Genomic DNA, 19,405 nt, shown 5'->3' with positions numbered 1-19,405 from the left:
TAACCATCGTCACAATTGAGTGTCCGGCCGATGTTACTGGGATAATCCAAATAATACTCCCCAACAACATCACCACTATGCTCTCAACGAGGCTTTGCCCTTGCTGTAATTTGGATGCTATGGGTAACTGTTTTCTGTTGTACCAACAGCACCGAGGTTTCTGGGTTTTCCAAGAGTATGTGATAACGTCCATGTTCTATTTCCTTAACAGATGCAAGGCGAGCACCATATCGAAAGCTAAATCCATCAGCTAAAGTTTTTGACCGGTGAGGAGACGCAAAGATTTCAATCCGATACTTTTCAAATTGCTGCGTCAGAAGCTTCGTACCAAGCCAGGTATTTTGCGGTTGTAATGGTTGATCCCGCAATTTAAACGATTGCGCGAAATAAGCGCCATTAAGTATCTGGATGTGCCAAATTTCATGTTCGCTCGCGCGACAATAGAAGTTCGCGCGTAAATCACCGATTGGTTCACAGGAAAAATGTTCCACAAACTGCGCCACCAAATTTGCCTCGTTTAACTGCCACAGTGCGCCATGGCTATTCTCTGCCACCAATTGCGCATGAGCTAACATCCACGATGCAATTAGCGACATACTGGGTCGACACAGCGCAATTCGTAGGGGGTGATATCCGCATCCACTTTACCAAGAACCAGCGAGTCATGACTAAGCTCCTCGGCAATCGGCAATACCCCAACAACATCGAGTACATTACTCAAGCCAACTTGGTTTAAATAATGGCTCAAAGTTAGCGATTGTGGATAAGATAACAGTTCAGCATTGCTATCTAGCTGCCACCCATCTGTTAATCGCGCTAATTGATAAGGTGATTGTTCGGATGCGACATAATAAAGATTGTCCAAACCTAATTTTAGTGCGGTATAACGATTCAAAGGCGCTAGTACCGGCTTGACTTGCGCACTAAATGCATCTGACGGCTGACGTTGCCAGGAGCTGTCAGATATCGGCTGTAAGATTTTGGCTCGTAATTCATTAAGCTCCTGGTGCTGCGAAAACAAGGCTCCGTGCACCTTTTCAATACTGAAGGACAAAGTCACAGCAACGAGCCCAAGTATTAGAATAAACTCAACCATACCTTGCCCATATTCGTTATTTAATGACGTGTATTTCATAGAGAATCCTGCGCAAAGCGGCTCAAAATTAGTTTTTCTTGTGCACTAAGTGACTGTAGTTCTGGTTCCCAAAGCGCATTAAACATGTTCGCTCGCTCAATTGAGATTTTGGCTCTTGGCATGATTGTTTGCGGCCGTGAAAATCGAATTCCTGCTTTCGCGATAACGTGATCAAATTTAATAATGACGGAAGGCCAATCACTCGGATCTAACCGTTCACGACTAAAATAGTAAGGTGTATCTGTAGTTCCCAATCGTTGCTGATTAATCAGCGCCAGTTGCGTCGCTCGAGGATTAAGTCGGCGGCTTTCGCCAAATTGATTTTCATTGACGTTGTTTAACAATCTATTCTGATAGGTCGTGCCGTCACCCCAAGGAATTTCCTCTCGCTTAAACAGTAGGCGTAGATGCAGTGCTACCGTATCCATAGACTGCCATGCCCACTGCCCATTTTTACTGGCAACCAGTTCACTACCACCCGCTTTTTGCGCTTTAATTAAACCGCCATCAAACCATTTATAGCTGCGGCTTTTAGAGAAAGGATCACGGCTATTCTGTGTCATCTCCAACAACAACCCATCATCTCTGGAGGCATGTTGGAGCGGTAGGTATCGCCACCACAACCATGGAAACTTTAAAATTCCTGGAGCATGCAATAACGTCCATGAATGCTGCTCAATTTTTTGAACCTGGGCGATTTCTGCAAGACTCTTCGGTATCATCATGGCGAATGAAGCCCGAATCATCCATTGCGCGGTTTGTAGCGAGGCTAGCAGCGCTCGCTGCATCATTAACGCACTGTTAATAATCCTATTTAGAGGCCTCTCTATATGGTTTACCGCCGTTGCTAAATGACGTGTAATGACATTCACATAGGGGATGATACTACTCACTAATGCGAGCCTTTCAGTAGCTGAGTTGAGGTTGCTCAACCAACTCGCTAATCCCAATAATTGCCCTTGGGCAACGTGATTCGCAATTAACGCACGATTGATAATCGCAATGAGGTTAAACTCGCGCGCAATAATGGTTGCCGCGCTTATGGCCATATTGTCCGCCGCACTTTGCAGATGCCAACGTTGCTGAAGTCGTTGCTGCTGCGACACTATCAACACTAATAAGATTAACAATCCCGCAATGGCCGGTAATATCAGAACACTGACGTATCCACGATCACCTTGCATCTTAATTACCAGACTCAGTAACTTCATCATAATTACCCAGACTGACATCTTGACGCCCAAGCGTACTTGCTCGTCTCGCCGCACTTCGAGCACTATTCAGCTGATTGGTTGAGCTTTGCCCTGTTATTTCGCTGGCCATGCCCGCTACTTGGCCACGTACAGTTTTCCCAAGCAACGAATAGACACCAATGGCAGCAACTGCAATTAGCGCAACGATGATAATGTATTCGGTCATACCCTGACCGAGGCTGCGACGTAACGCGGAAGGATAGGAAAGCTTTTGGGTAGTTCGCATCTGAGTTTCCTTATCGAAGGTTGATTAGGAAACTCAGTGTAGCGCTACAAATTAGTGAGGCATTTGGTAGTCGGTTTTCACTTACTCAATATTAAGATACTTATGGAGCTGAACGGACAGACGCCAGTTGCGCTCAATACAAACTTTCATCGCTAACTCGGTTGCGCGAGGACGCTGACTAATTGGCTGCAATCCAATACTAACGCCCTCTCGCGGCGGACAGCTGGCTAATAACTTGTCAAGTTGATCAATGTGCTTTTGCATCGCCACTGGGTACTTGATCTCGTCGGCTCTTTTCATACAATCCGGGCGCACCATATAGCCACCTGGCATGTCGAGTTTAGGCGAAACGGTAACCCAGGTTGCATCAGTAACCTTTAATGGAAAAGTACCACTGGTTTCAATCTGTAATTTGAAGCCAGCTTGTTCGAGTGCCTCACCGAGCTGGGTTAAATCATACATAGCTGGTTCACCACCAGTGATAACGATATGACGCGCGCTATAGCCTTTTTGCCGCATAAGCTCGACCAGCTGTTCGGCCGTTGCATTCGCCCACTGCGCTGTTGGCTGAGTTTTTTCCGTAACCTGCGATAATGCCACCTCATCACTCGCATGCTGTTCCCAAGTATGTTGCGTATCGCACCACGGACACCCTACAGGACACCCCTGCAAACGAATAAAAACTGCTGGAACTCCGGTGAAAATGCCCTCACCTTGAATGGTTTGGAACACTTCATTAATTGGATAGAGCGTATTAATAGGATTCTCCAACATCTTGAAAATAATTTAGGTTACAATATTCAGCGAATTTTAGCGTAAATTGAGTCAAATTAGGATCGTAACATGGCAAAAGTTGTCGTTATCTACTCTGGTGGTATGGATTCATTTACCGTATTGCACCATGCAGTACGCCACGGGCATGAAGTTTTTGCACTTAGCTTCAACTACGGACAACGCCATGTGCGAGAACTTGATGCTGCAGCACGTGTTTGTCAGCAGCTTGGAATTCCGCATAAAGTGGTCGATATCACAGCGATAAATAGTCTATTAGCAGGAAGTTCTCTCACCTCCGATATTGAAATTCCTGAAGGTCATTACGCTGAAGCATCGATGCAATCAACAGTCGTTCCTAACCGAAATATGATTTTATTGTCGTTAGCGATTGGTTACGCCGTCAGTTTGGGCGCCGAAGCCGTTTACTATGGTGCACACTCAGGCGACCACGCCATTTACCCCGACTGCCGCCCTGAGTTTGTCGAAAAAATGAACGCTGTCAGCCTCATTGCTAACTACGAGCCAGTTCGAATTGAAGTACCTTATCTGCGCAACAACAAAGCAGAAATATTGGCGGATGGTTTACGTATGAACCTTGACTACAGCCAAACCTGGACATGCTACAACGGTCGTGAAAAGGCGTGTGGTAAATGTGGAGCCTGTGTTGAACGGCTTGAGGCTTTTGCAGCGAATCAGGTAACTGACCCGCTGCAATATGAATCGTGAGTTAACGTTTGTCTTTCGCATTACTCATTTCAGTAAGTACCGCCTGAGCGCCATGCCAGCGAGGATGATTCTGCAACACATTCATCGTCATACCGGCGGGTTTACTGAGTTGCTGATAACAACGTGCCGCGTTTTTCTTCAGTTGTTCAAGCCGTGGCTCAATGGCATTGATTACTTCAATTGCGCCAGCCCTATCGTTACATACCAACACCATATCGCAACCAGCATCCAGCGCCGCATGGGCGCGTTCGCTCATGCTTCCTGCAACTGTCGCGCCAGCCATACCTAAATCGTCACTAAAAATAATACCGTTGAATTGCAATTGCGCGCGCAAAATATCTTGCAGCCAATAACTTGAAAACCCAGCTGGCTTATCGTCGACTGCCGGATAGATAACGTGCGCAGGCATGACAGCATCGAGGCAGCTGGCAAGTTCGATAAACGGCGGCAAATCAGTTGCTAAAATTTCTTCCCAACTACGTTCATCAACAGGTATTTCAATGTGCGAGTCGGCGCGCACAGAACCGTGCCCAGGAAAGTGCTTACCGGTTGCCTTCATACCCGCTTGATGCATACCACGAATGAAAGCACGAGCAATTGGCGTTAACTGTTCAGCTTTCTGCGCAAATGCGCGATCGCCAATAACTTCACTTATGCCGTTCACATCGAGCACAGGAGCAAAGCTAATATCGATATCCAACGCTAAGACCTCAGCCGCCATTAACCAACCCAACTCTTGCGCCCAGTGTTGGGCTTGCCGTTCACTGTCAGCATAGCGACCAATTTCAGCCATTGCCGGAATGGCACTAAAACCTTCGCGGAAACGTTGCACCCGTCCACCTTCATGATCCACAGCTAAAATGAGTGGATTGCGAGCCGCAGCACGAGTTTGACGGACAAGTTCCAGCAATTGCTGATGATTTTCGAAGTTTCGACTAAAGAAGATCACGCCACCCACTGCAGGATGAGCTAACAGCTCACGTTCTGAGTCGGTTAATTCAGTGCCTTCAAGATCAATCATTACTGCGGTCATATAGCTATCTCTTATCTCCGTGTCGGCAGGCAGTGTGCCAAAATAAAAATCATCCGTCACTAGTCAAATCTTGGAGATTTAGTTAAAAATCTGTCATCTTATGAATACGTCGATTATCAACATAGAGATTATTCTTATGAAATCATCCGCCAAACTCGTCTTAACAAGTATTGCTAGTTGTTTAGTTTTAGCCGGCTGTGGGGGTGACGGCGATGTAACTGTAGGTCCTATCGTTGAACAGTGCAGCGCTCGCGGACAAGTCGACACCTTCTACGACTATATGCAAGAGGATTACTTGTGGAACGAAGATATGCCGACCAATGTTAATCCTGATAATTACAATAATATTTATGATTTGCTGGAAGCTTTGGTGGTACCGGAAGACCGGTACAGCTTTATTCTTACCGAAGAGGAATATCAAAGTCGCTTTGTTGACGCTGAGTATGCTGGTTTTGGTTTCAGTTCAAGATTAACGCTCGATGACCGTGTATTCATCAATTATGTCTACGCAGATTCTCCGGCCGAAATTGCCGGTATGAAACGTTCCGATGAGATAACACATATCAATGGCGAATCGGTGCAAACACTGATTCAGCAAAATCGTTATCAAGAAGCCCTCGGTGGCGCTGAAACTGGCGTAAGCGTTGAATTAACTTGGCGAGATATGGATGGTGTCAGCTACACCGATGTACTCACCAAAGAAATTGTCGAAACCAATACGGTACTAGCGACTGAGCGCTTCTTAATCGACGGCAAAGAAGTTGGTTATTACGTATTGAACAGCTTTATTAACCGCACCGGTGAAGACTTAAATAGTGCTTATGACCAATTTATGGGCGTCGATGAGTTGGTGATTGACCTTCGTTATAACGGCGGTGGTCTTACTCGTTATGCAAACCAAGCATCGACACAAGCTGCTGGCGATACAGTCATTGGTGAGGTATTCACCAAATATCTGTTCAATGCCAATAATACTGACTCCAATTTCATCGAGCAATTTCAACTATATGATGGCATTCAACAACTGAATTTGAACCGTGTCTATATTTTGACTACGGGTGCGAGTTGTTCCTCATCTGAGTTAATCATTAACTCTTTAGATCCGTACATTGACGTCGTTGTTATTGGCCAACCTACCTGTGGTAAGCCGGTTGGACAGATTCCTGAGTTGATTTGCGACAAACGCGCTTTTGTGGTGAATTTCGAAACCGTGAATGCTATCGACGAAGGTCGTTATTATGACGGTTTAGCGCCGAATTGTAGTGCAGACGATGTACTCGTTGGTGACTGGGGCGACGAAAATGATCCGATGTTGCAAGCTGCGGCTTATCACATTACATACGGACAGTGTCAGCCGGCTGCCACAATTTCTGACAAAGACACACGTCGCTCGCTCACTGAACAGCAGTTAGATGAGCAACGTCGCCCAACGAAACTGCCAGATTTGTGGCGTCAAGAACACTAAAGACGACGAGCAAGCATTGCAACGCCATTTCGATTGCATAACCAATCCACACTAACCTTGTATGCCAGTGCAAGGTTAGTGTCGGATAACACCTGGTTAGGCTCACCACTTGCAAGTAATTGCCCTTCGTGTAACAACATCAATTCATCGCAATATTGCGCGGCAAGTGCGAGGTCATGCAGCGCAACGAGAACCAGTTTACCCTGCCCGCTCATCGCTTTTAGCCAGTCCATCACTAACAACTGATAGTTTAAATCGAGGCTTGCTATTGGTTCATCAGCCAGAATCAATGGCCGATTCATCGCGTTGACGCAGGCCAGCATCACACGGCGTTGCTCTCCGCCGGATAATTCGGTAATCGAACGATTCATCAACGTTTGCAAATGAAAGTCTTCGATACTTCGTTCACGCCATGCCGTTAATGTTTGCGAAGATTCCTCAAGATTAACTTGGCTCGTCATAAGCAAATCACTAACCCGAACAGGCTCATGAAATTCATTTTTTTGCGAAAGGTATGCGAGTTGCTGGCGTTGTTCTGAAGGCGACCATCGAAACAGATCGTGACTGTGCCATAACGCAGCTCCTTTCGCCTTTTTCAGGCCACCCGCTAATATCGATAACAACGTCGACTTTCCGGAGCCGTTGGCACCAATAACACCTACTAATCGCCCAGCAGGTGCACGATAAGAGACACTTTGTAATCGCCGAGGATAAGAGATATTCGAAAGTTCAAGCATTACATACGTCCTGAGCGATGAAGTAACAACAACAGCCAGGGCGCGCCAATTAAGGCAATGACTACCCCCAGTTGTAGTTCAACTCGAGTATTGATGGTTTGTACGAGCGCATCAACCCCAACTAATAGCATTCCACCAACAAATCCGCTGCTATAAATAAGCGAGTTTGGCCGACGTATCCCCAATAATCGAACCAAATGCGGCGCCACCAAACCGATAAAGCCAATAATACCTGCGGTAACAACCGATGCTGATACAAGCAGTGCCGTAACCAGTAACAGCAAAAACCTCGACCAATACTCATTGAATCCAAGAGTTTGAGCTGTCGGCTCGTCAAAAATTTGAGCTTGAATATAACGACGTTGAGTGACCAGTATCAATAGACTAACAATAAGTAGTGGCAGAATTATCCAAACGTATGCCCAGCCGCGGTTGGCAACCGAGCCCATTAACCACAGTGCCCATTCTTGAAAGGCAAATGGATTCGGGGCTAAGTTAAGCACCACCGCAATGAGAGCACCCGAAATAGCTGAAAGAGCAACGCCAACCAAAATGATTCGAATACCTTGCGGCTGTCGCCCTGACAATAACCATAATAGGCCTAATGTGACCATGCCGCCGAGTAGTCCAACAGCTGGTAGCCACCAGGACACCGGCTCGACTGCCCCCCAATACAATGTCGCAACGGTTGCAAGTGCCGCTCCACCGGCAATTCCTGTAATGCCGGGTTCGGCAAGTGGATTCCGAAGTAAAAGCTGCAAGATGCTTCCCGCTAATCCCAGAGCAACACCGTTACAGAAGGCTAACAATACGCGAGGTAACCTAATTTCAGTAAGAATAAAGCTTTCTAACTCATTGCTCGGCAATAACGACCAAGTTTCACCGCCGCTACCGAGGTGCCACAACATCATCAATAACGCGAAGACTAGAATTAAGAAACTACGAGTCATCATGGCATAACTACCAGAGTAATATATTCAAGGGCTCGCTGGGCTGGGCAGCCACTTACGGTCGACGGAATTTGCACTACTTTGCGCTTGGCAAGCCATGGTGATAGCGCGCCGTGCCACAACCATTCATTGGCGCGAGCATAGTCGTTAGAAAAACCGTCAAGTACCACCCGCTCAGGCTTTAATTGCAGTAATTGTTCTAAGTTGAGCTGTACAAGTTGATTCGACTCATCGGCCACTACGACGGTTATCTGGTTAGTTCTCAGCATGTCGACGATAAAGCTTTCACCACCCCAACTGTATTGATTCGGCATAATCACCAAAACTGACTCAATCAAGCTAGGTAACTGAGCTAATTGCTCTTGTTGCTGCTGTTGCCAGCTCTGCAAAGGTTGTTCAAGGTTAAGCGCTACACCAACTTGCTGAAGCGTTTGCTGCCATTGCATCCATGTATTTGGCTCTTCCACCAGAACAGCACGCGTTGTCGCAGTCAGCTGCGCGACTAACCGCGGGTTCGTATAAGTTCCGTACAACACAACATCCGGCGAAGCTCGAAGCACTCGCTCTAAGCGATTTCCATGGGCTGTACTCGGAATGAACTCCCAATTTGCAGGTAGCCATTGAGGTACCCAATCATCGAAGCATGGGTTGAGCGACACTAAACGCTGTGCTGCGGCAGTGGTACCTGTTGTTAATCCGATTAATAAAAGACTGATACAGCCTAATACTTTCAGTTGCCCGAGCTTTGAATGCACAATTAAGTTGCCTCAAGCGCTTCTTGCAAACTTTTCACACCGATCACTTCCATCCCTTCAATTTTATCTTTAGGTTTATTGGCGACCGGAACGATAGCTTTAGTGAAACCATGTTTAGCCGCCTCGTGGAGTCGAGCTTGACCATTCGGTACTGGCCGAATTTCTCCGGACAAACCAACCTCGCCAAACACGATAAGATCACGAGGCAACTCGGTTTCGCGAAAACTGGAAACAATTGCGAGCAATAGCGCAAGGTCGGCGCCAGTTTCCATCACACGCACACCACCAACAACGTTTACAAAAACATCTTGGTCTGACATGTGCAACCCGCCATGACGGTGCAGCACTGCCAATAACATAGCTAAGCGCGTGGTTTCCATACCCACAGCAACGCGTCTTGGATTAGCAAGCTGACTCACATCAACCAGCGCTTGCAATTCAACCAACAAGGGACGCGTTCCTTCCCAGATAACCATCACCACCGAACCGCTACCGTGTTGCTCGCCACGCTGTAAGAATATCGCCGATGGATTCGTAACTTCTTTGAGACCTTGTCCTGTCATCGCAAAAACGCCGAGCTCGTTGGCAGGGCCAAAGCGATTTTTATGACCACGAAGCGTTCTAAACCGGGAATCAGTATCGCCTTCCAGCAATATTGAGCAGTCGATACAATGCTCCAGCACCTTTGGTCCAGCTAGCGAGCCATCCTTGGTAACATGGCCAACCATAATTATCGCAACGCCCTTTTGTTTCGCATACCGCGTGAGATAAGCAGCGCATTCACGAACCTGTGAAACACTGCCAGGTGCCGACTGAATATCAGCCAAGTGCATCACTTGAATCGAGTCGATAACCATCACCCGAGGTTGTTCTTGGTCAGCAAGGTCGCAAATCGTCTCAACCGAAGTTTCGGCCAACATGCGAAGTTTGTTTGTTGGCAACGATAGACGCTGCGCGCGTAAAGCTACCTGCTGCAATGACTCTTCACCAGTGATATACAAAACATTCATCTGGTCTGCCAAGCGACACATGGTTTGTAGTAACAAAGTACTTTTACCAGCGCCCGGCGAGCCACCAATAAGAATGGCAGAGCCTGGCACAATGCCGCCACCAAGAACTCGGTCGAATTCGGTGAAGCTACTGCTAAATCGAGGTAGCTCTTCTAAATCCACTTCATTCAATGTCTGCACTTTTGCAAGCGTAGCGCCAGCATAGCCGCGGCGTTCAGCACCAGTTGCTTTGACGCTTCCTAATCGCACCTCAGTAATGGTATTCCATGCTTTGCACTCAGGACACTGCCCCAGCCATCTAGCAAAGTCAGCGCCACAATCATTGCAGACATATGCTGTTTTCGTTTTTGCCATCGTTTAAATTTTTCCTTTAAAACTGTTCGATCTTATTTCGTAGCTAAAGTCTGTTGCTCAAAATAATCGATAACAGCTGATAAATCGGGAACATCGATACACAGGTCGGCCACATTTCGTAGCGCCGGCTTGGCGCAAAACGCGATGCCAAAGTTGGCAGCTTCAAGCATAGGAATATCATTTGCACCATCACCGATTGCAATCGTTTGCCGTTTGTCTATGCCGAGTTCATTAGCCCAGTTCACGAGACATTCAGCTTTCGTTTTTGCATCAACAATCGGCTCCGCAACCTCCCCAGTTAACCGGTCTGCGTTCCACAGCAACGTATTAGCGCGACAGAAACGTAAGCTCAATTGCTCCTGTACCTTGTCTGTAAACCAAGTAAAGCCACCAGATACCAGCCCGACATGCCAGTGATGCTGCTGCAACCAGCGTACGAGGTCCTCTGCGCCTGGCGTGAATGGGATTGGCTCGAAGAGTGTACTTAATTGCTTTGCTGTCACTCCAGTTAACGCTGCAACTCGCGCCCGCAAGCTTTCAGAGAAATCCAATTCACCTCGCATCGCACTCTCAGTAATTGCGCTCACCGTATCCTTACAACCAGCAAGTGCCGCTATTTCATCAATACATTCGATAGTGATTAGGGTCGAATCCATATCAAAAACAACGAGACCGGGTTTTGAAAAATCGGGCATGAAGGGTTCGCCTTAAATGTTAAGTAGGTTGCTAAGCACAAGCAATTCAACGTATATTTGCCGCATGATAAAAATCCCTACTCATGTTAACAGTCTATTCAAACTTGTCTATCGGCGAGGGCGCCGATTCGGGCTCGCGATACTGTTGATATTACTCATTGAGCAGTTGTGGAGTGCCATGCACACCACTAGTCTGCAGGAGTTTCAATCACACAGCCACCAATTAATGAGTTTAACCGCTGAACAAGCCGCTGCCGAAGCTCGTTATTGGATAACGGTAGATGATACCGAGAGTCTCGAACAATTAGTGTCACAACTGCAACTTAAACCGTTTATTGCGGCAGCACAAATTCAAAACCGCTTTGGTCAAGCAATCACCTCTTCGCTTGCCCAGGCCGAAAGTGACCAAGTTGAGCAAGCACTAGTTCTCGTTGAAGAAGTTATGGATGGTGATCGAGTTATCGGTTATTTGACGTTAACTGTTGATGAGTCATTGTTGCTTGAAGCGCCGGTTAAAACGCACGCCTATCTAACCTTCTACGGTCAGTTTTTATTAGGATTTGCGGTTCTGGCAGGTATTTTTATGGCCATCACCTTTAATCGTTGGCGATACCGACGTTCTGCGCTTCCTGAAACTACCGAATAGACGCGCCAAATAGACGACAGGTGTTATTCCAGATAACTTTTGCTAGTTGCTCTATCGGCTCGTCTCGCAGCTCACTGAGTTGTTCCAATACTCTAAAGCAGTGTGCAGGCTCGTTCCGCTGGCCTTGAAATCCTTTCAATGGCATATCCGGTGCGTCAGTTTCAAGCACTAGATGATGGATATTGGCTTGCTGAATGGCTTGACGTGTCTTATTGGCTCGTGAATAGGTAATGGTTCCGCCAACTCCCAGCATAAATCCTAGATTGATCCATTCATTGGCTTGCTCTGCGCTGCCAGAAAAGGCATGGATGACCCCGGGAACTTCAGGTAGCTTATCTCGCACAGGTTTTAAAATTCGAAGTAATTCGGGCTGGGTTTTTCGATGGTGTAAAACGACACGGCGCTTAAACGTTACGGCTAAATCAACTTGAGCAGAGAATAGCTCGTATTGTTTTTTGTAGTCGCTCATATTAGCGTCGAGGCCAATTTCTCCCACGACAGCGCCCGGAGCGCTGTCGAGTTGTCGCGCTAACCAATCAAGATCTGAAGCTTGATGTTCTTCAATAAAATAAGGATGCAGGCCATATCCTTCGATAATCTCTATCGGCAGACAGTCATCAATCCATCGTTTATCACTGCTTAATTGGCGGGTGACACCAGGAACGAAAAGCCGCTTTACACCTTGCTGCGCAGCCCGTTGCATCACAGCTTCTCGATCCTGTTGAAAGGCGTCAAAATTAATGTGACAGTGACTATCAAACAATTTCACGACGCCCCCTTTGATGAGCCGTTATTTAGTGCTCCCGCGTATGGCTAAAGACGATATCTGGGTAACGCTCGGTAGCCAAGCTCAGATTCACCATGGTCGGTGCAATATAAGTTAGATTGTCACCACCATCGAGAGCAAGATTTGATTCCGCTTTACGGCGAAAATCGTCGAGTTTTTTAGCATCAGAACAACTGACCCAACGCGCCGTCGCAACATTAATATTCTCGTAAACCGCATCGACGTTATATTCCGACTTCAATCGATGAACAACCACATCAAACTGCAGCACACCCACCGCGCCAACAATCAGATCGTTATTACTCAGTGGGCGGAAAACCTGTACCGCGCCTTCTTCAGATAGCTGCACTAATCCTTTGAGCAATTGCTTTTGCTTCAACGGATCTTTTAAGCGAATACGGCGGAAGAGTTCTGGCGCAAAATTCGGAATGCCACTGAACTTAAACTGCTCACCGCCAGTAAAGGTATCACCAATTTGAATGGTACCGTGGTTGTGCAAGCCAATAATATCCCCCGGATATGCCTCTTCAACCTGCTCACGATCACCGGCCAAAAAGGTTAACGCATCGGCAATACGAACGTCTTTACCAATGCGTACTTGGTGCATTTTCATACCCTTCTCATACTTGCCTGAAACGATACGCATAAATGCCACACGGTCACGGTGCTTCGGATCCATATTCGCTTGGATTTTGAAAACGAAACCAGAGAAATCTGGGTGAGTCGCTGCAATAGCCTTCCCGTCATCGGTTTCACGCGCAAGCGGCGTTGGCGCCCAATCCACAAGGCCATCCAGCATGTGGTCAACACCAAAGTTACCCAATGCTGTACCAAAATAGACCGGTGTTAATTCGCCAGCCAAAAACATCTCAAGATCAAAACCGTTCGAAGCCCCTTTCACCAACTCAATTTGCATGCGTAATTCGTCGGCAAAATCGCCAATTCGCGAATCCAGTTCAGGGTTATCCAAGCCTTTGATTACGTCGACCTCTTGAATGCGGTGACCTTGACCGGTTTTGTAAAAAATAACCTCATCTTTAAGAAGGTGGTAAACCCCTTTAAAATTCTTGCCAGAACCGATTGGCCAAGTAATTGGCGCGCACATGATATTCAGAACATTCTCGACTTCGTCCAATAACTCAAGTGGATCGCGAATATCGCGGTCGAGTTTATTCATGAAGGTGATGATTGGTGTATCACGCAGACGTGTTACTTCCATCAATTTAATTGTGCGATCCTCAACACCTTTTGCGCCGTCAATTACCATGAGGCAAGAGTCGACTGCTGTCAGGGTGCGGTAGGTATCTTCAGAGAAGTCTTCGTGACCTGGAGTATCAAGCAAGTTGACCAAGGCATTTCGATAGGGAAATTGCATCACCGAGGTGGTCACCGAGATCCCCCGCTCTTTTTCCATTTCCATCCAGTCAGATTTCGCATGCTGACCCGATTTCTTGCCTTTCACCGTACCAGCTTTTTGAAGCTTTTGACCGTGTAACAATACTTTTTCAGTAATGGTCGTTTTACCCGCATCAGGGTGCGAGATAATAGCGAACGTGCGTCGCTTGGCGACTTCTTTGGCGATAACTTTGGCCAGATCTGACATGCTGAACTCTTTTTCCTAATGGATAAGTCAATATAAATACAATAAATACGAAAGTGCCGCGAATTCTAACCGAATTCGCGGCACTTTTGTACGATTAACTCAAATAGAGAGTCAGCGGGTTTAGTGGTGCAACAAATGATTCTCGTCAATAATTTTCACCAAAGCCTTCACTGCATCGTCAACAGGTCGGTTCAAGCCTTCTACACGTTCTACCACCCGACCATGGACATCGAGTACGGTAACTAAATTACTGTGATCAAAATCTCCATCTGCGCGTTTGCGGTAACGAACGCCGAGTAAAGTAGCTAAGGCGCGAATGTTGGTGTCTTCACCGTGAAGAAATGTCCAAACATCGTCACCCAAATTATATTTCTCCGCATATTCTGCCAATGCAGCTGGGGTGTCGCGGTCTTCGTCAAAGCTTACCATGACTAATTTCACTTCACGTTTATAAGCTTCCGGTAACGCTTCGAAGATGCGGCGTGCATCATTGACTAGCACTGGACATGCGGTGGTGCAACTACCATAAATCATGGAAACAACAACTGGTTTCCCTTGGAAGTTGGCCAGCGTCAATGACTCGCCAGTGTGTGCTTGCCACTCACCATCTAAGTGATAAATCGAGTGTTCTTGATTCACCGGTTCAGCTTTGAACGTTGTGTGATTTTTATGATCATGATGATTATGTTGACTGTGATCTTGTGCCACAGCGACACCAGAGCTCAAAAAAATGACGGATAAAGCAAACATGATGTTTTTCATAATCATTTCTCCATATCGTAAGCACAACGGAAGCCTAAAGTGCTCGTTGTACTTTGTGGGCGATAGTTACTACGCGATTGATACCGAAAAAACGTTGCGTAGCTCGCATCACCAAAATCAGCCATAAATCTTGCGCTATCTCCGCAAGAACCGGCGAGTAAATCATTGTCGTCGCCGTTAGTTAGCAACAACTGATAATCTTCAACCCATTCGTTAACACGGTTGTGCATGTATTCAAGATGCTCAATATTCGCATCTACATGTTGCTTGCTATATGCGGTTGGATTGCTGTTTCGTGCAAACAACATCTGCGCGTATGCTTTGTCGCTCAAGTTTTGTTGTTGCAGGTAATAATTCGATGCATATTCCCATTCATCGAGCGTCGGTAAGCGCCCGCCTTGTGCATCACAATACGCACGAGCGGCAAACCAAGAAACCTGCGTGACGGCTTTATCTTCGTACTCAGCCGGTACTTGTTCATTACCAGGCCAGCTCTTCAAATAATTACCATCATGGAAAATGGCAGCAATGTTATCGCGTTGCCATTTCGAGTTTTCCGATACAAATTCAAGATACTGTGCATAAGTGACTGGTGCTGCATCGAGCTTAAACGCTGGCATCACCACAACCTCAACGGTTTCATCAAGGAGTACCGCTGGTTTATATTCACCGGCGGGAATGATGACCGGCTCGGCGGCTGCTTGCGCAGCCACCACCATACTCAAAACACTCAGCCACTTATACATGATCAACTCCTGTTGCCTTATTTCTTGCGAGGACCTGCGTATAACGCGCCAGCAGCACCACGTTCAGCATCTGCAAACTCATGGTCTACCAGTTTGTAAACGCCTTCTTCAGGAACAATGAATTCAACAGTTGCGCTACTGCTAGCACCCAGCAACACAGTCTGCATACCGTACCAAGTGTTACGCGGGTCGCCTTCAGCCCAAACTTTATCGAAAATTGCACCGATAACGTGGAAGCTTGAAGTGCCTGATGGACCAGCATTCAAGAAGTGAATACGCACGCGGTCACCAGCGTTAGATTTCAGCGGATTCTCGCTCAGAGCAGAAACGTGACCGTTGAAGACAACATGACTCGGATCACGTGCTAACGCCGCTGAGTGGTCGTAGATATATTCATCACCCATCTGCTCAAGGTACATCTCTGACTGAACAATCACGTACTCTTGGTCAACTTCTTTATCAGTTGGGTAACCTTCTTTTGGTGATACAACTACGGCACCGTATTGGCCCATTGCAGTGTGCATAAGTACGCTTGAAGTACCGCAGTGATACATATAAGTACCGGCGTAGTTCGCAATCCATTCAAACTCAATGGTTTCGCCCGGAGCAATTGTTGCCCATTTATCATCTGCCGCTACAGTACCGCTATGGAAGTCCATCGAGTGTGGCATTGGCGCAACAACCGGTTGATGCTTCTGCAATTGGTTCGCAGCAATTTGATCAAAGTATGGTGAAGCACCTTTGAATGGTTTGGTAATCACAACTTCTTCAGTTGAACGGTTCTTCATTTTGAAGACAACGCGGTCACCTTCGCGAACATGCAGTACTGGGCCTGGTACGCTGCCACCGAAAGTCCATGCGTTGTAGCTCACACCTGGCGCTACTTCAACTTTCTGTGAAAACACGTCCATGCGCACTTCGTGTTCTTTGTTGCCTTTATAATCAAGTTCAGCTAAATGCGGAACCATAGTCACATAGTCACCAACTACCGCTGGACCATTGTAATCATCGCGATAGATTTTAGCTTTTGGCATGCCATAGATTTTACCGTCGATAACATATTCGCTATCGTGTTTTAATGGTACGTTTGCTTCTGCAATAACGGGTAAGCCGGCAAAAGAAACGACTAAGGCACTTGCGACTGCACTTTTAATGAAGGTTTTCATAGTTATTCTCCGATGTATTTAATCTAAAACTGTTAGCGAACTGCTTTTACTTCAGCCGCTGAAATTTCTTTGCTTCCGCTAGCAAACTTTGTATTGACGTAGTTCACTACCGCAGCAATATCTGCGTCAGTCATATAAGCCATTGGTGGCATCATGCCGTTGAACTCAGCGCCATTAACGGTGATTTTGCCGGACTTACCTTTCACGATGGTTTCTGCAATGTAGGCAGGCTTATCGGTGATGTTTGAGTTATCCACCAGTGGAGGAAATACAGCCGCCATACCCTGGCCATTAGCCTGATGGCATGCCATGCAATTTTTCTTATAAACCGCTTCACCTGCATCGGCGTGAACGCCAGCAGAAAATAAAGCGAGAACAGAAGCTGCTGCAAAAATGCCTGATTTAAATTTATTAACGTTAGTCATCGTAATACCCCTTATTCGAAGTCTTTAGTTGATGACTATAGATTAGCGAATTGACGGGCTTTTACGAGTGAAATGAAGGAGTAAACGAGGGCTACCACTTTTAGGTTAAACCCTCTATTACCGATAGTATGAAAGAGGAGTAATGATTAGTTAAATTTATGGATAATTTTATTTTTTAACAATTAAATTAGTGCATCAAGAGTTAATTCGACCATGGCTTTAAAGCCTAGCTGGCGTTCATCCGAGCTCATCGCTTCGCCACGCATTATATGATCGGATACAGTTAGTACTGTTAGCGCTGCAACACCATGTTCCGCAGCAACACCATATAATCCGGCAGCTTCCATTTCGACGCCTAATATTCCCATTTGTTGGAATCGTTGTCGTAATGCTGTGTCTGCCTGATAAAACAGATCAGCGGAAAAAACATTGCCGACGCGCACCTCAACCGAAGTACTCTCTGCGTGATTGACAACTCGGCGCAATAATTCGAAGTCTGCAATGGCGGCAAAATCAAAGTTATTGAAGCGTTGCCGGTTAACACCAGAATCAGTGCAAGCACCTTGCGCCACGATAATGTCATGCAACTGAATCTCTGGCATGATCGCGCCGCAACTACCAACGCGAACTAGCTTTGACACGCCATAATGGCGAATTAACTCAGTGGTATAAATTGAGCAAGATGGAATACCCATGCCGGTACCCATAACGGATACAGGTTGGCCTTTGTAGGTACCAGTAAAGCCCAGCATGTTGCGAACATCAGTGACACACCGCGCGTTTTCGAGAAACTGTTCAGCTATGAATTTGGCTCGTAGCGGATCTCCAGGTAATAAACACAATTCGGCAAAGGCACCTTCCGACGCATTAATATGAGGTGTTGTCATAGTTTTAGCTACTTCGTTATGAATGATTGACCATAATTCATTGATGGTAACCCTAACCACGTCGCAATCGATTGACCAATATCAGCAAAGCTTTCTCGAAGCCCCATTGAACCAGGTTCGATAGCGTTACCAAAGGCAAGAACTGGCACATATTCGCGAGTATGATCGGTTCCTGGCCAAGTTGGGTCACAGCCATGATCGGCAGTTAAAATTAATATGTCTTCCGGTTGTAACGATGACATCAATGCCGGTAAAAGCTGATCAAACTCTTCGAGCGCTGCCGCATAACCACTAACATCGCGTCGATGCCCATAATCGCTATCAAAATCGACTAAATTCGTGAAGATAATCGAATCTGCCGGTGCGAATTGAATTTGCTCAATTGTCGCATCTACTAAAGCTGGAATACCTGTCGCTTTGTATTTTTGGGTTATGCCTTGGTGCGCAAAGATATCGGCTATTTTCCCAATGCTAATAACCTCTCCGCCGGCGTCAGCCAGCCGGTCAAGAACCGTTGGCTCAGGTGGTGGTACCGCGTAATCTCGGCGATTTCCAGTGCGTTTAAAGTTGGCGCTATTCTCACCAACAAACGGGCGCGCAATAACTCGGCCAACATTGTATGGCTCTAGCAATTGGCGTACACACTCACAGAGTTGATATAGCTTCTCTAATCCAAAACTTTCTTCATGGCAGGCTATTTGGAATACTGAGTCTGCCGAAGTATAGAAAATCGGTTTACCAGTACGCATATGTTCTTCGCCAAGCTCCGCAATAATTGTCGTTCCTGAAGCATGACAGTTACCTAAATATCCCGGCAAATTGGCTTTTTCGACAATTTTGTCGAGCAAATCTTGTGGAAACGAATTCTTGGGTTCTAAAAAATATCCCCAGTCGAATAAAACAGGTACACCTGCCATTTCCCAATGCCCCGACGGCGTATCTTTACCCGAAGATAATTCCTGCGCCCAGCCAAAACGTCCGACAATTTCATCCGCTGGCTCAATACCAGCCGGCTGCTCGCCAGTTGCACCGTAATACGCCTCGGCTAAACCTAACTTGACTAGGTTTGGTATTTTCAGTGCGCCGGAGCGGCCATTATCAGCTCGCCCCGCTGCCGCTTCCGCTGCAATATGTCCGAATGTGTCCGCACCTTCATCACCAAACTTATCTGCATCGGCGGCAGCACCAATACCAAATGAATCAAGTACTACAATGATGGCACGGGACATATGATTAACCTCTTATGACGAATTTACTGCTTGCGAATCGA

General features: G+C 46.6%; 22 protein-coding genes. 3 read left to right on the top strand and 19 right to left on the bottom strand.

Features of this window, described 5'->3' with window-relative positions; translation table 11 throughout:
- Window positions 1–83: 83 nt before the first annotated feature.
- The 5 genes from LG272_RS05230 to queE form a co-directional block, all read right to left on the bottom strand.
- Window positions 84–596, bottom strand: coding sequence for a hypothetical protein (locus tag LG272_RS05230; RefSeq protein ID WP_404409911.1), 513 nt, complete (start codon window positions 594–596; stop codon window positions 84–86).
- Window positions 587–1,135 (bottom strand): hypothetical protein, encoded by a 549-nt coding sequence (locus tag LG272_RS05225; protein ID WP_404409910.1) that lies wholly within the window; start codon window positions 1,133–1,135, stop codon window positions 587–589. The genes LG272_RS05230 and LG272_RS05225 overlap by 10 nt, the downstream gene beginning before the upstream one ends.
- Complete coding sequence (locus LG272_RS05220; RefSeq protein ID WP_404409909.1) at window positions 1,132–2,349, bottom strand: hypothetical protein; 1,218 nt, start codon at window positions 2,347–2,349, stop codon at window positions 1,132–1,134. The genes LG272_RS05225 and LG272_RS05220 overlap by 4 nt, the downstream gene beginning before the upstream one ends.
- Window positions 2,321–2,614: a Flp family type IVb pilin gene (locus tag LG272_RS05215; protein ID WP_126760471.1), complete on the bottom strand. Its 294-nt coding sequence runs from the start codon at window positions 2,612–2,614 to the stop codon at window positions 2,321–2,323. Before LG272_RS05215 ends, LG272_RS05220 begins: the two co-directional genes overlap by 29 nt.
- Before the next feature lie 81 nt (window positions 2,615–2,695).
- The gene (gene queE, locus LG272_RS05210) at window positions 2,696–3,388 is read right to left on the bottom strand and encodes a 7-carboxy-7-deazaguanine synthase QueE (RefSeq protein WP_404409908.1); all 693 of its coding nucleotides are present in this window, start codon (window positions 3,386–3,388) and stop codon (window positions 2,696–2,698) included.
- Between the two features lie 69 nt (window positions 3,389–3,457).
- Between queE and queC the strand changes: the two genes are divergently transcribed.
- Window positions 3,458–4,114: a 7-cyano-7-deazaguanine synthase QueC gene (gene queC, locus LG272_RS05205; protein ID WP_404409907.1), complete on the top strand. Its 657-nt coding sequence runs from the start codon at window positions 3,458–3,460 to the stop codon at window positions 4,112–4,114.
- A 1-nt stretch (window position 4,115) separates the two neighbouring features.
- On the opposite strand, the gene nagZ is transcribed toward queC, so the two are convergent.
- Entirely contained in the window at window positions 4,116–5,147 is a 1,032-nt protein-coding gene (gene nagZ, locus LG272_RS05200) for a beta-N-acetylhexosaminidase (protein WP_404409906.1), read from the bottom strand.
- 136 nt (window positions 5,148–5,283) lie between these two features.
- Between nagZ and LG272_RS05195 the strand changes: the two genes are divergently transcribed.
- Window positions 5,284–6,612 carry a S41 family peptidase gene (locus LG272_RS05195; RefSeq protein WP_404409904.1) on the top strand — a complete coding sequence of 443 codons (1,329 nt, stop codon included), beginning with the start codon at window positions 5,284–5,286 and terminating at the stop codon, window positions 6,610–6,612.
- Here the strand turns inward: LG272_RS05195 and LG272_RS05190 are convergent.
- From LG272_RS05190 to serB, 5 genes are read right to left on the bottom strand one after another with little or no spacing between them, the layout of a single operon-like run.
- Complete coding sequence (locus LG272_RS05190; protein WP_404409903.1) at window positions 6,609–7,349, bottom strand: ABC transporter ATP-binding protein; 741 nt, start codon at window positions 7,347–7,349, stop codon at window positions 6,609–6,611. The genes LG272_RS05195 and LG272_RS05190 overlap by 4 nt on opposite strands.
- Window positions 7,349–8,302 (bottom strand): FecCD family ABC transporter permease, encoded by a 954-nt coding sequence (locus LG272_RS05185; RefSeq protein WP_404409902.1) that lies wholly within the window; start codon window positions 8,300–8,302, stop codon window positions 7,349–7,351. The genes LG272_RS05190 and LG272_RS05185 overlap by 1 nt, the downstream gene beginning before the upstream one ends.
- Window positions 8,299–9,054, bottom strand: coding sequence for a hypothetical protein (locus LG272_RS05180; protein WP_404409901.1), 756 nt, complete (start codon window positions 9,052–9,054; stop codon window positions 8,299–8,301). Before LG272_RS05180 ends, LG272_RS05185 begins: the two co-directional genes overlap by 4 nt.
- A gap of 2 nt (window positions 9,055–9,056) precedes the next feature.
- A complete protein-coding gene (gene radA, locus LG272_RS05175) occupies window positions 9,057–10,418 on the bottom strand; it encodes a DNA repair protein RadA (RefSeq protein ID WP_126760479.1) in 1,362 nt (453 codons plus the stop codon).
- Between the two features lie 32 nt (window positions 10,419–10,450).
- The gene (gene serB / locus LG272_RS05170; RefSeq protein WP_126760480.1) at window positions 10,451–11,113 is read right to left on the bottom strand and encodes a phosphoserine phosphatase SerB; all 663 of its coding nucleotides are present in this window, start codon (window positions 11,111–11,113) and stop codon (window positions 10,451–10,453) included.
- Between the two features lie 178 nt (window positions 11,114–11,291).
- Here serB and LG272_RS05165 point away from each other — a divergent pair, with 178 nt between their 5' ends.
- The gene (locus LG272_RS05165) at window positions 11,292–11,759 is read left to right on the top strand and encodes a hypothetical protein (RefSeq protein ID WP_126760481.1); all 468 of its coding nucleotides are present in this window, start codon (window positions 11,292–11,294) and stop codon (window positions 11,757–11,759) included.
- On the opposite strand, the gene LG272_RS05160 is transcribed toward LG272_RS05165, so the two are convergent.
- The 8 genes from LG272_RS05160 to LG272_RS05125 form a co-directional block, all read right to left on the bottom strand.
- A complete protein-coding gene (locus tag LG272_RS05160) occupies window positions 11,749–12,528 on the bottom strand; it encodes a TatD family hydrolase (RefSeq protein WP_404409900.1) in 780 nt (259 codons plus the stop codon). The genes LG272_RS05165 and LG272_RS05160 overlap by 11 nt on opposite strands.
- Before the next feature lie 25 nt (window positions 12,529–12,553).
- Window positions 12,554–14,149 (bottom strand): peptide chain release factor 3, encoded by a 1,596-nt coding sequence (gene prfC / locus LG272_RS05155; RefSeq protein WP_126760483.1) that lies wholly within the window; start codon window positions 14,147–14,149, stop codon window positions 12,554–12,556.
- 120 nt (window positions 14,150–14,269) lie between these two features.
- Window positions 14,270–14,911, bottom strand: coding sequence for an SCO family protein (locus LG272_RS05150; RefSeq protein WP_404409899.1), 642 nt, complete (start codon window positions 14,909–14,911; stop codon window positions 14,270–14,272).
- Between the two features lie 2 nt (window positions 14,912–14,913).
- Entirely contained in the window at window positions 14,914–15,657 is a 744-nt protein-coding gene (locus LG272_RS05145; protein ID WP_126760485.1) for a formylglycine-generating enzyme family protein, read from the bottom strand.
- A gap of 17 nt (window positions 15,658–15,674) precedes the next feature.
- The gene (locus tag LG272_RS05140) at window positions 15,675–16,823 is read right to left on the bottom strand and encodes a multicopper oxidase domain-containing protein (protein WP_126760486.1); all 1,149 of its coding nucleotides are present in this window, start codon (window positions 16,821–16,823) and stop codon (window positions 15,675–15,677) included.
- A gap of 32 nt (window positions 16,824–16,855) precedes the next feature.
- Window positions 16,856–17,248: a cytochrome c gene (locus LG272_RS05135; protein ID WP_126760487.1), complete on the bottom strand. Its 393-nt coding sequence runs from the start codon at window positions 17,246–17,248 to the stop codon at window positions 16,856–16,858.
- 182 nt (window positions 17,249–17,430) lie between these two features.
- Complete coding sequence (gene deoD / locus LG272_RS05130; protein WP_404409897.1) at window positions 17,431–18,135, bottom strand: purine-nucleoside phosphorylase; 705 nt, start codon at window positions 18,133–18,135, stop codon at window positions 17,431–17,433.
- 8 nt (window positions 18,136–18,143) lie between these two features.
- Window positions 18,144–19,364, bottom strand: coding sequence for a phosphopentomutase (locus LG272_RS05125; RefSeq protein WP_404409896.1), 1,221 nt, complete (start codon window positions 19,362–19,364; stop codon window positions 18,144–18,146).
- Between the last annotated feature and the right edge of the window lie 41 nt (window positions 19,365–19,405).

The sequence above is a fragment of the Pseudidiomarina marina genome (assembly GCF_044807045.1).
GTDB lineage: Bacteria > Pseudomonadota > Gammaproteobacteria > Enterobacterales > Alteromonadaceae > Pseudidiomarina > Pseudidiomarina marina.
Note: the sequence above shows the minus strand (reverse complement) of the source record. Positions and strands in the feature narration are given on the sequence as shown.

Bases quoted from the DNA above. Each gene is read 5' to 3' on its own strand.
- LG272_RS05230 (WP_404409911.1), bottom strand. From the start codon at position 596: ATGTCGCTAATTGCATCGTGGATGTTAGCTCATGCGCAATTGGTGGCA.
- LG272_RS05225 (WP_404409910.1), bottom strand. From the start codon at position 1,135: ATGAAATACACGTCATTAAATAACGAATATGGGCAAGGTATGGTTGAG.
- LG272_RS05220 (WP_404409909.1), bottom strand. From the start codon at position 2,349: ATGATGAAGTTACTGAGTCTGGTAATTAAGATGCAAGGTGATCGTGGA.
- LG272_RS05215 (WP_126760471.1), bottom strand. From the start codon at position 2,614: ATGCGAACTACCCAAAAGCTTTCCTATCCTTCCGCGTTACGTCGCAGC.
- queE (WP_404409908.1), bottom strand. From the start codon at position 3,388: ATGTTGGAGAATCCTATTAATACGCTCTATCCAATTAATGAAGTGTTC.
- queC (WP_404409907.1), top strand. From the start codon at position 3,458: ATGGCAAAAGTTGTCGTTATCTACTCTGGTGGTATGGATTCATTTACC.
- nagZ (WP_404409906.1), bottom strand. From the start codon at position 5,147: ATGACCGCAGTAATGATTGATCTTGAAGGCACTGAATTAACCGACTCA.
- LG272_RS05195 (WP_404409904.1), top strand. From the start codon at position 5,284: ATGAAATCATCCGCCAAACTCGTCTTAACAAGTATTGCTAGTTGTTTA.
- LG272_RS05190 (WP_404409903.1), bottom strand. From the start codon at position 7,349: ATGCTTGAACTTTCGAATATCTCTTATCCTCGGCGATTACAAAGTGTC.
- LG272_RS05185 (WP_404409902.1), bottom strand. From the start codon at position 8,302: ATGATGACTCGTAGTTTCTTAATTCTAGTCTTCGCGTTATTGATGATG.
- radA (WP_126760479.1), bottom strand. From the start codon at position 10,418: ATGGCAAAAACGAAAACAGCATATGTCTGCAATGATTGTGGCGCTGAC.
- serB (WP_126760480.1), bottom strand. From the start codon at position 11,113: ATGCCCGATTTTTCAAAACCCGGTCTCGTTGTTTTTGATATGGATTCG.
- LG272_RS05165 (WP_126760481.1), top strand. From the start codon at position 11,292: ATGCACACCACTAGTCTGCAGGAGTTTCAATCACACAGCCACCAATTA.
- prfC (WP_126760483.1), bottom strand. From the start codon at position 14,149: ATGTCAGATCTGGCCAAAGTTATCGCCAAAGAAGTCGCCAAGCGACGC.
- LG272_RS05150 (WP_404409899.1), bottom strand. From the start codon at position 14,911: ATGAAAAACATCATGTTTGCTTTATCCGTCATTTTTTTGAGCTCTGGT.
- LG272_RS05145 (WP_126760485.1), bottom strand. From the start codon at position 15,657: ATGTATAAGTGGCTGAGTGTTTTGAGTATGGTGGTGGCTGCGCAAGCA.
- LG272_RS05140 (WP_126760486.1), bottom strand. From the start codon at position 16,823: ATGAAAACCTTCATTAAAAGTGCAGTCGCAAGTGCCTTAGTCGTTTCT.
- LG272_RS05135 (WP_126760487.1), bottom strand. From the start codon at position 17,248: ATGACTAACGTTAATAAATTTAAATCAGGCATTTTTGCAGCAGCTTCT.
- deoD (WP_404409897.1), bottom strand. From the start codon at position 18,135: ATGACAACACCTCATATTAATGCGTCGGAAGGTGCCTTTGCCGAATTG.
- LG272_RS05125 (WP_404409896.1), bottom strand. From the start codon at position 19,364: ATGTCCCGTGCCATCATTGTAGTACTTGATTCATTTGGTATTGGTGCT.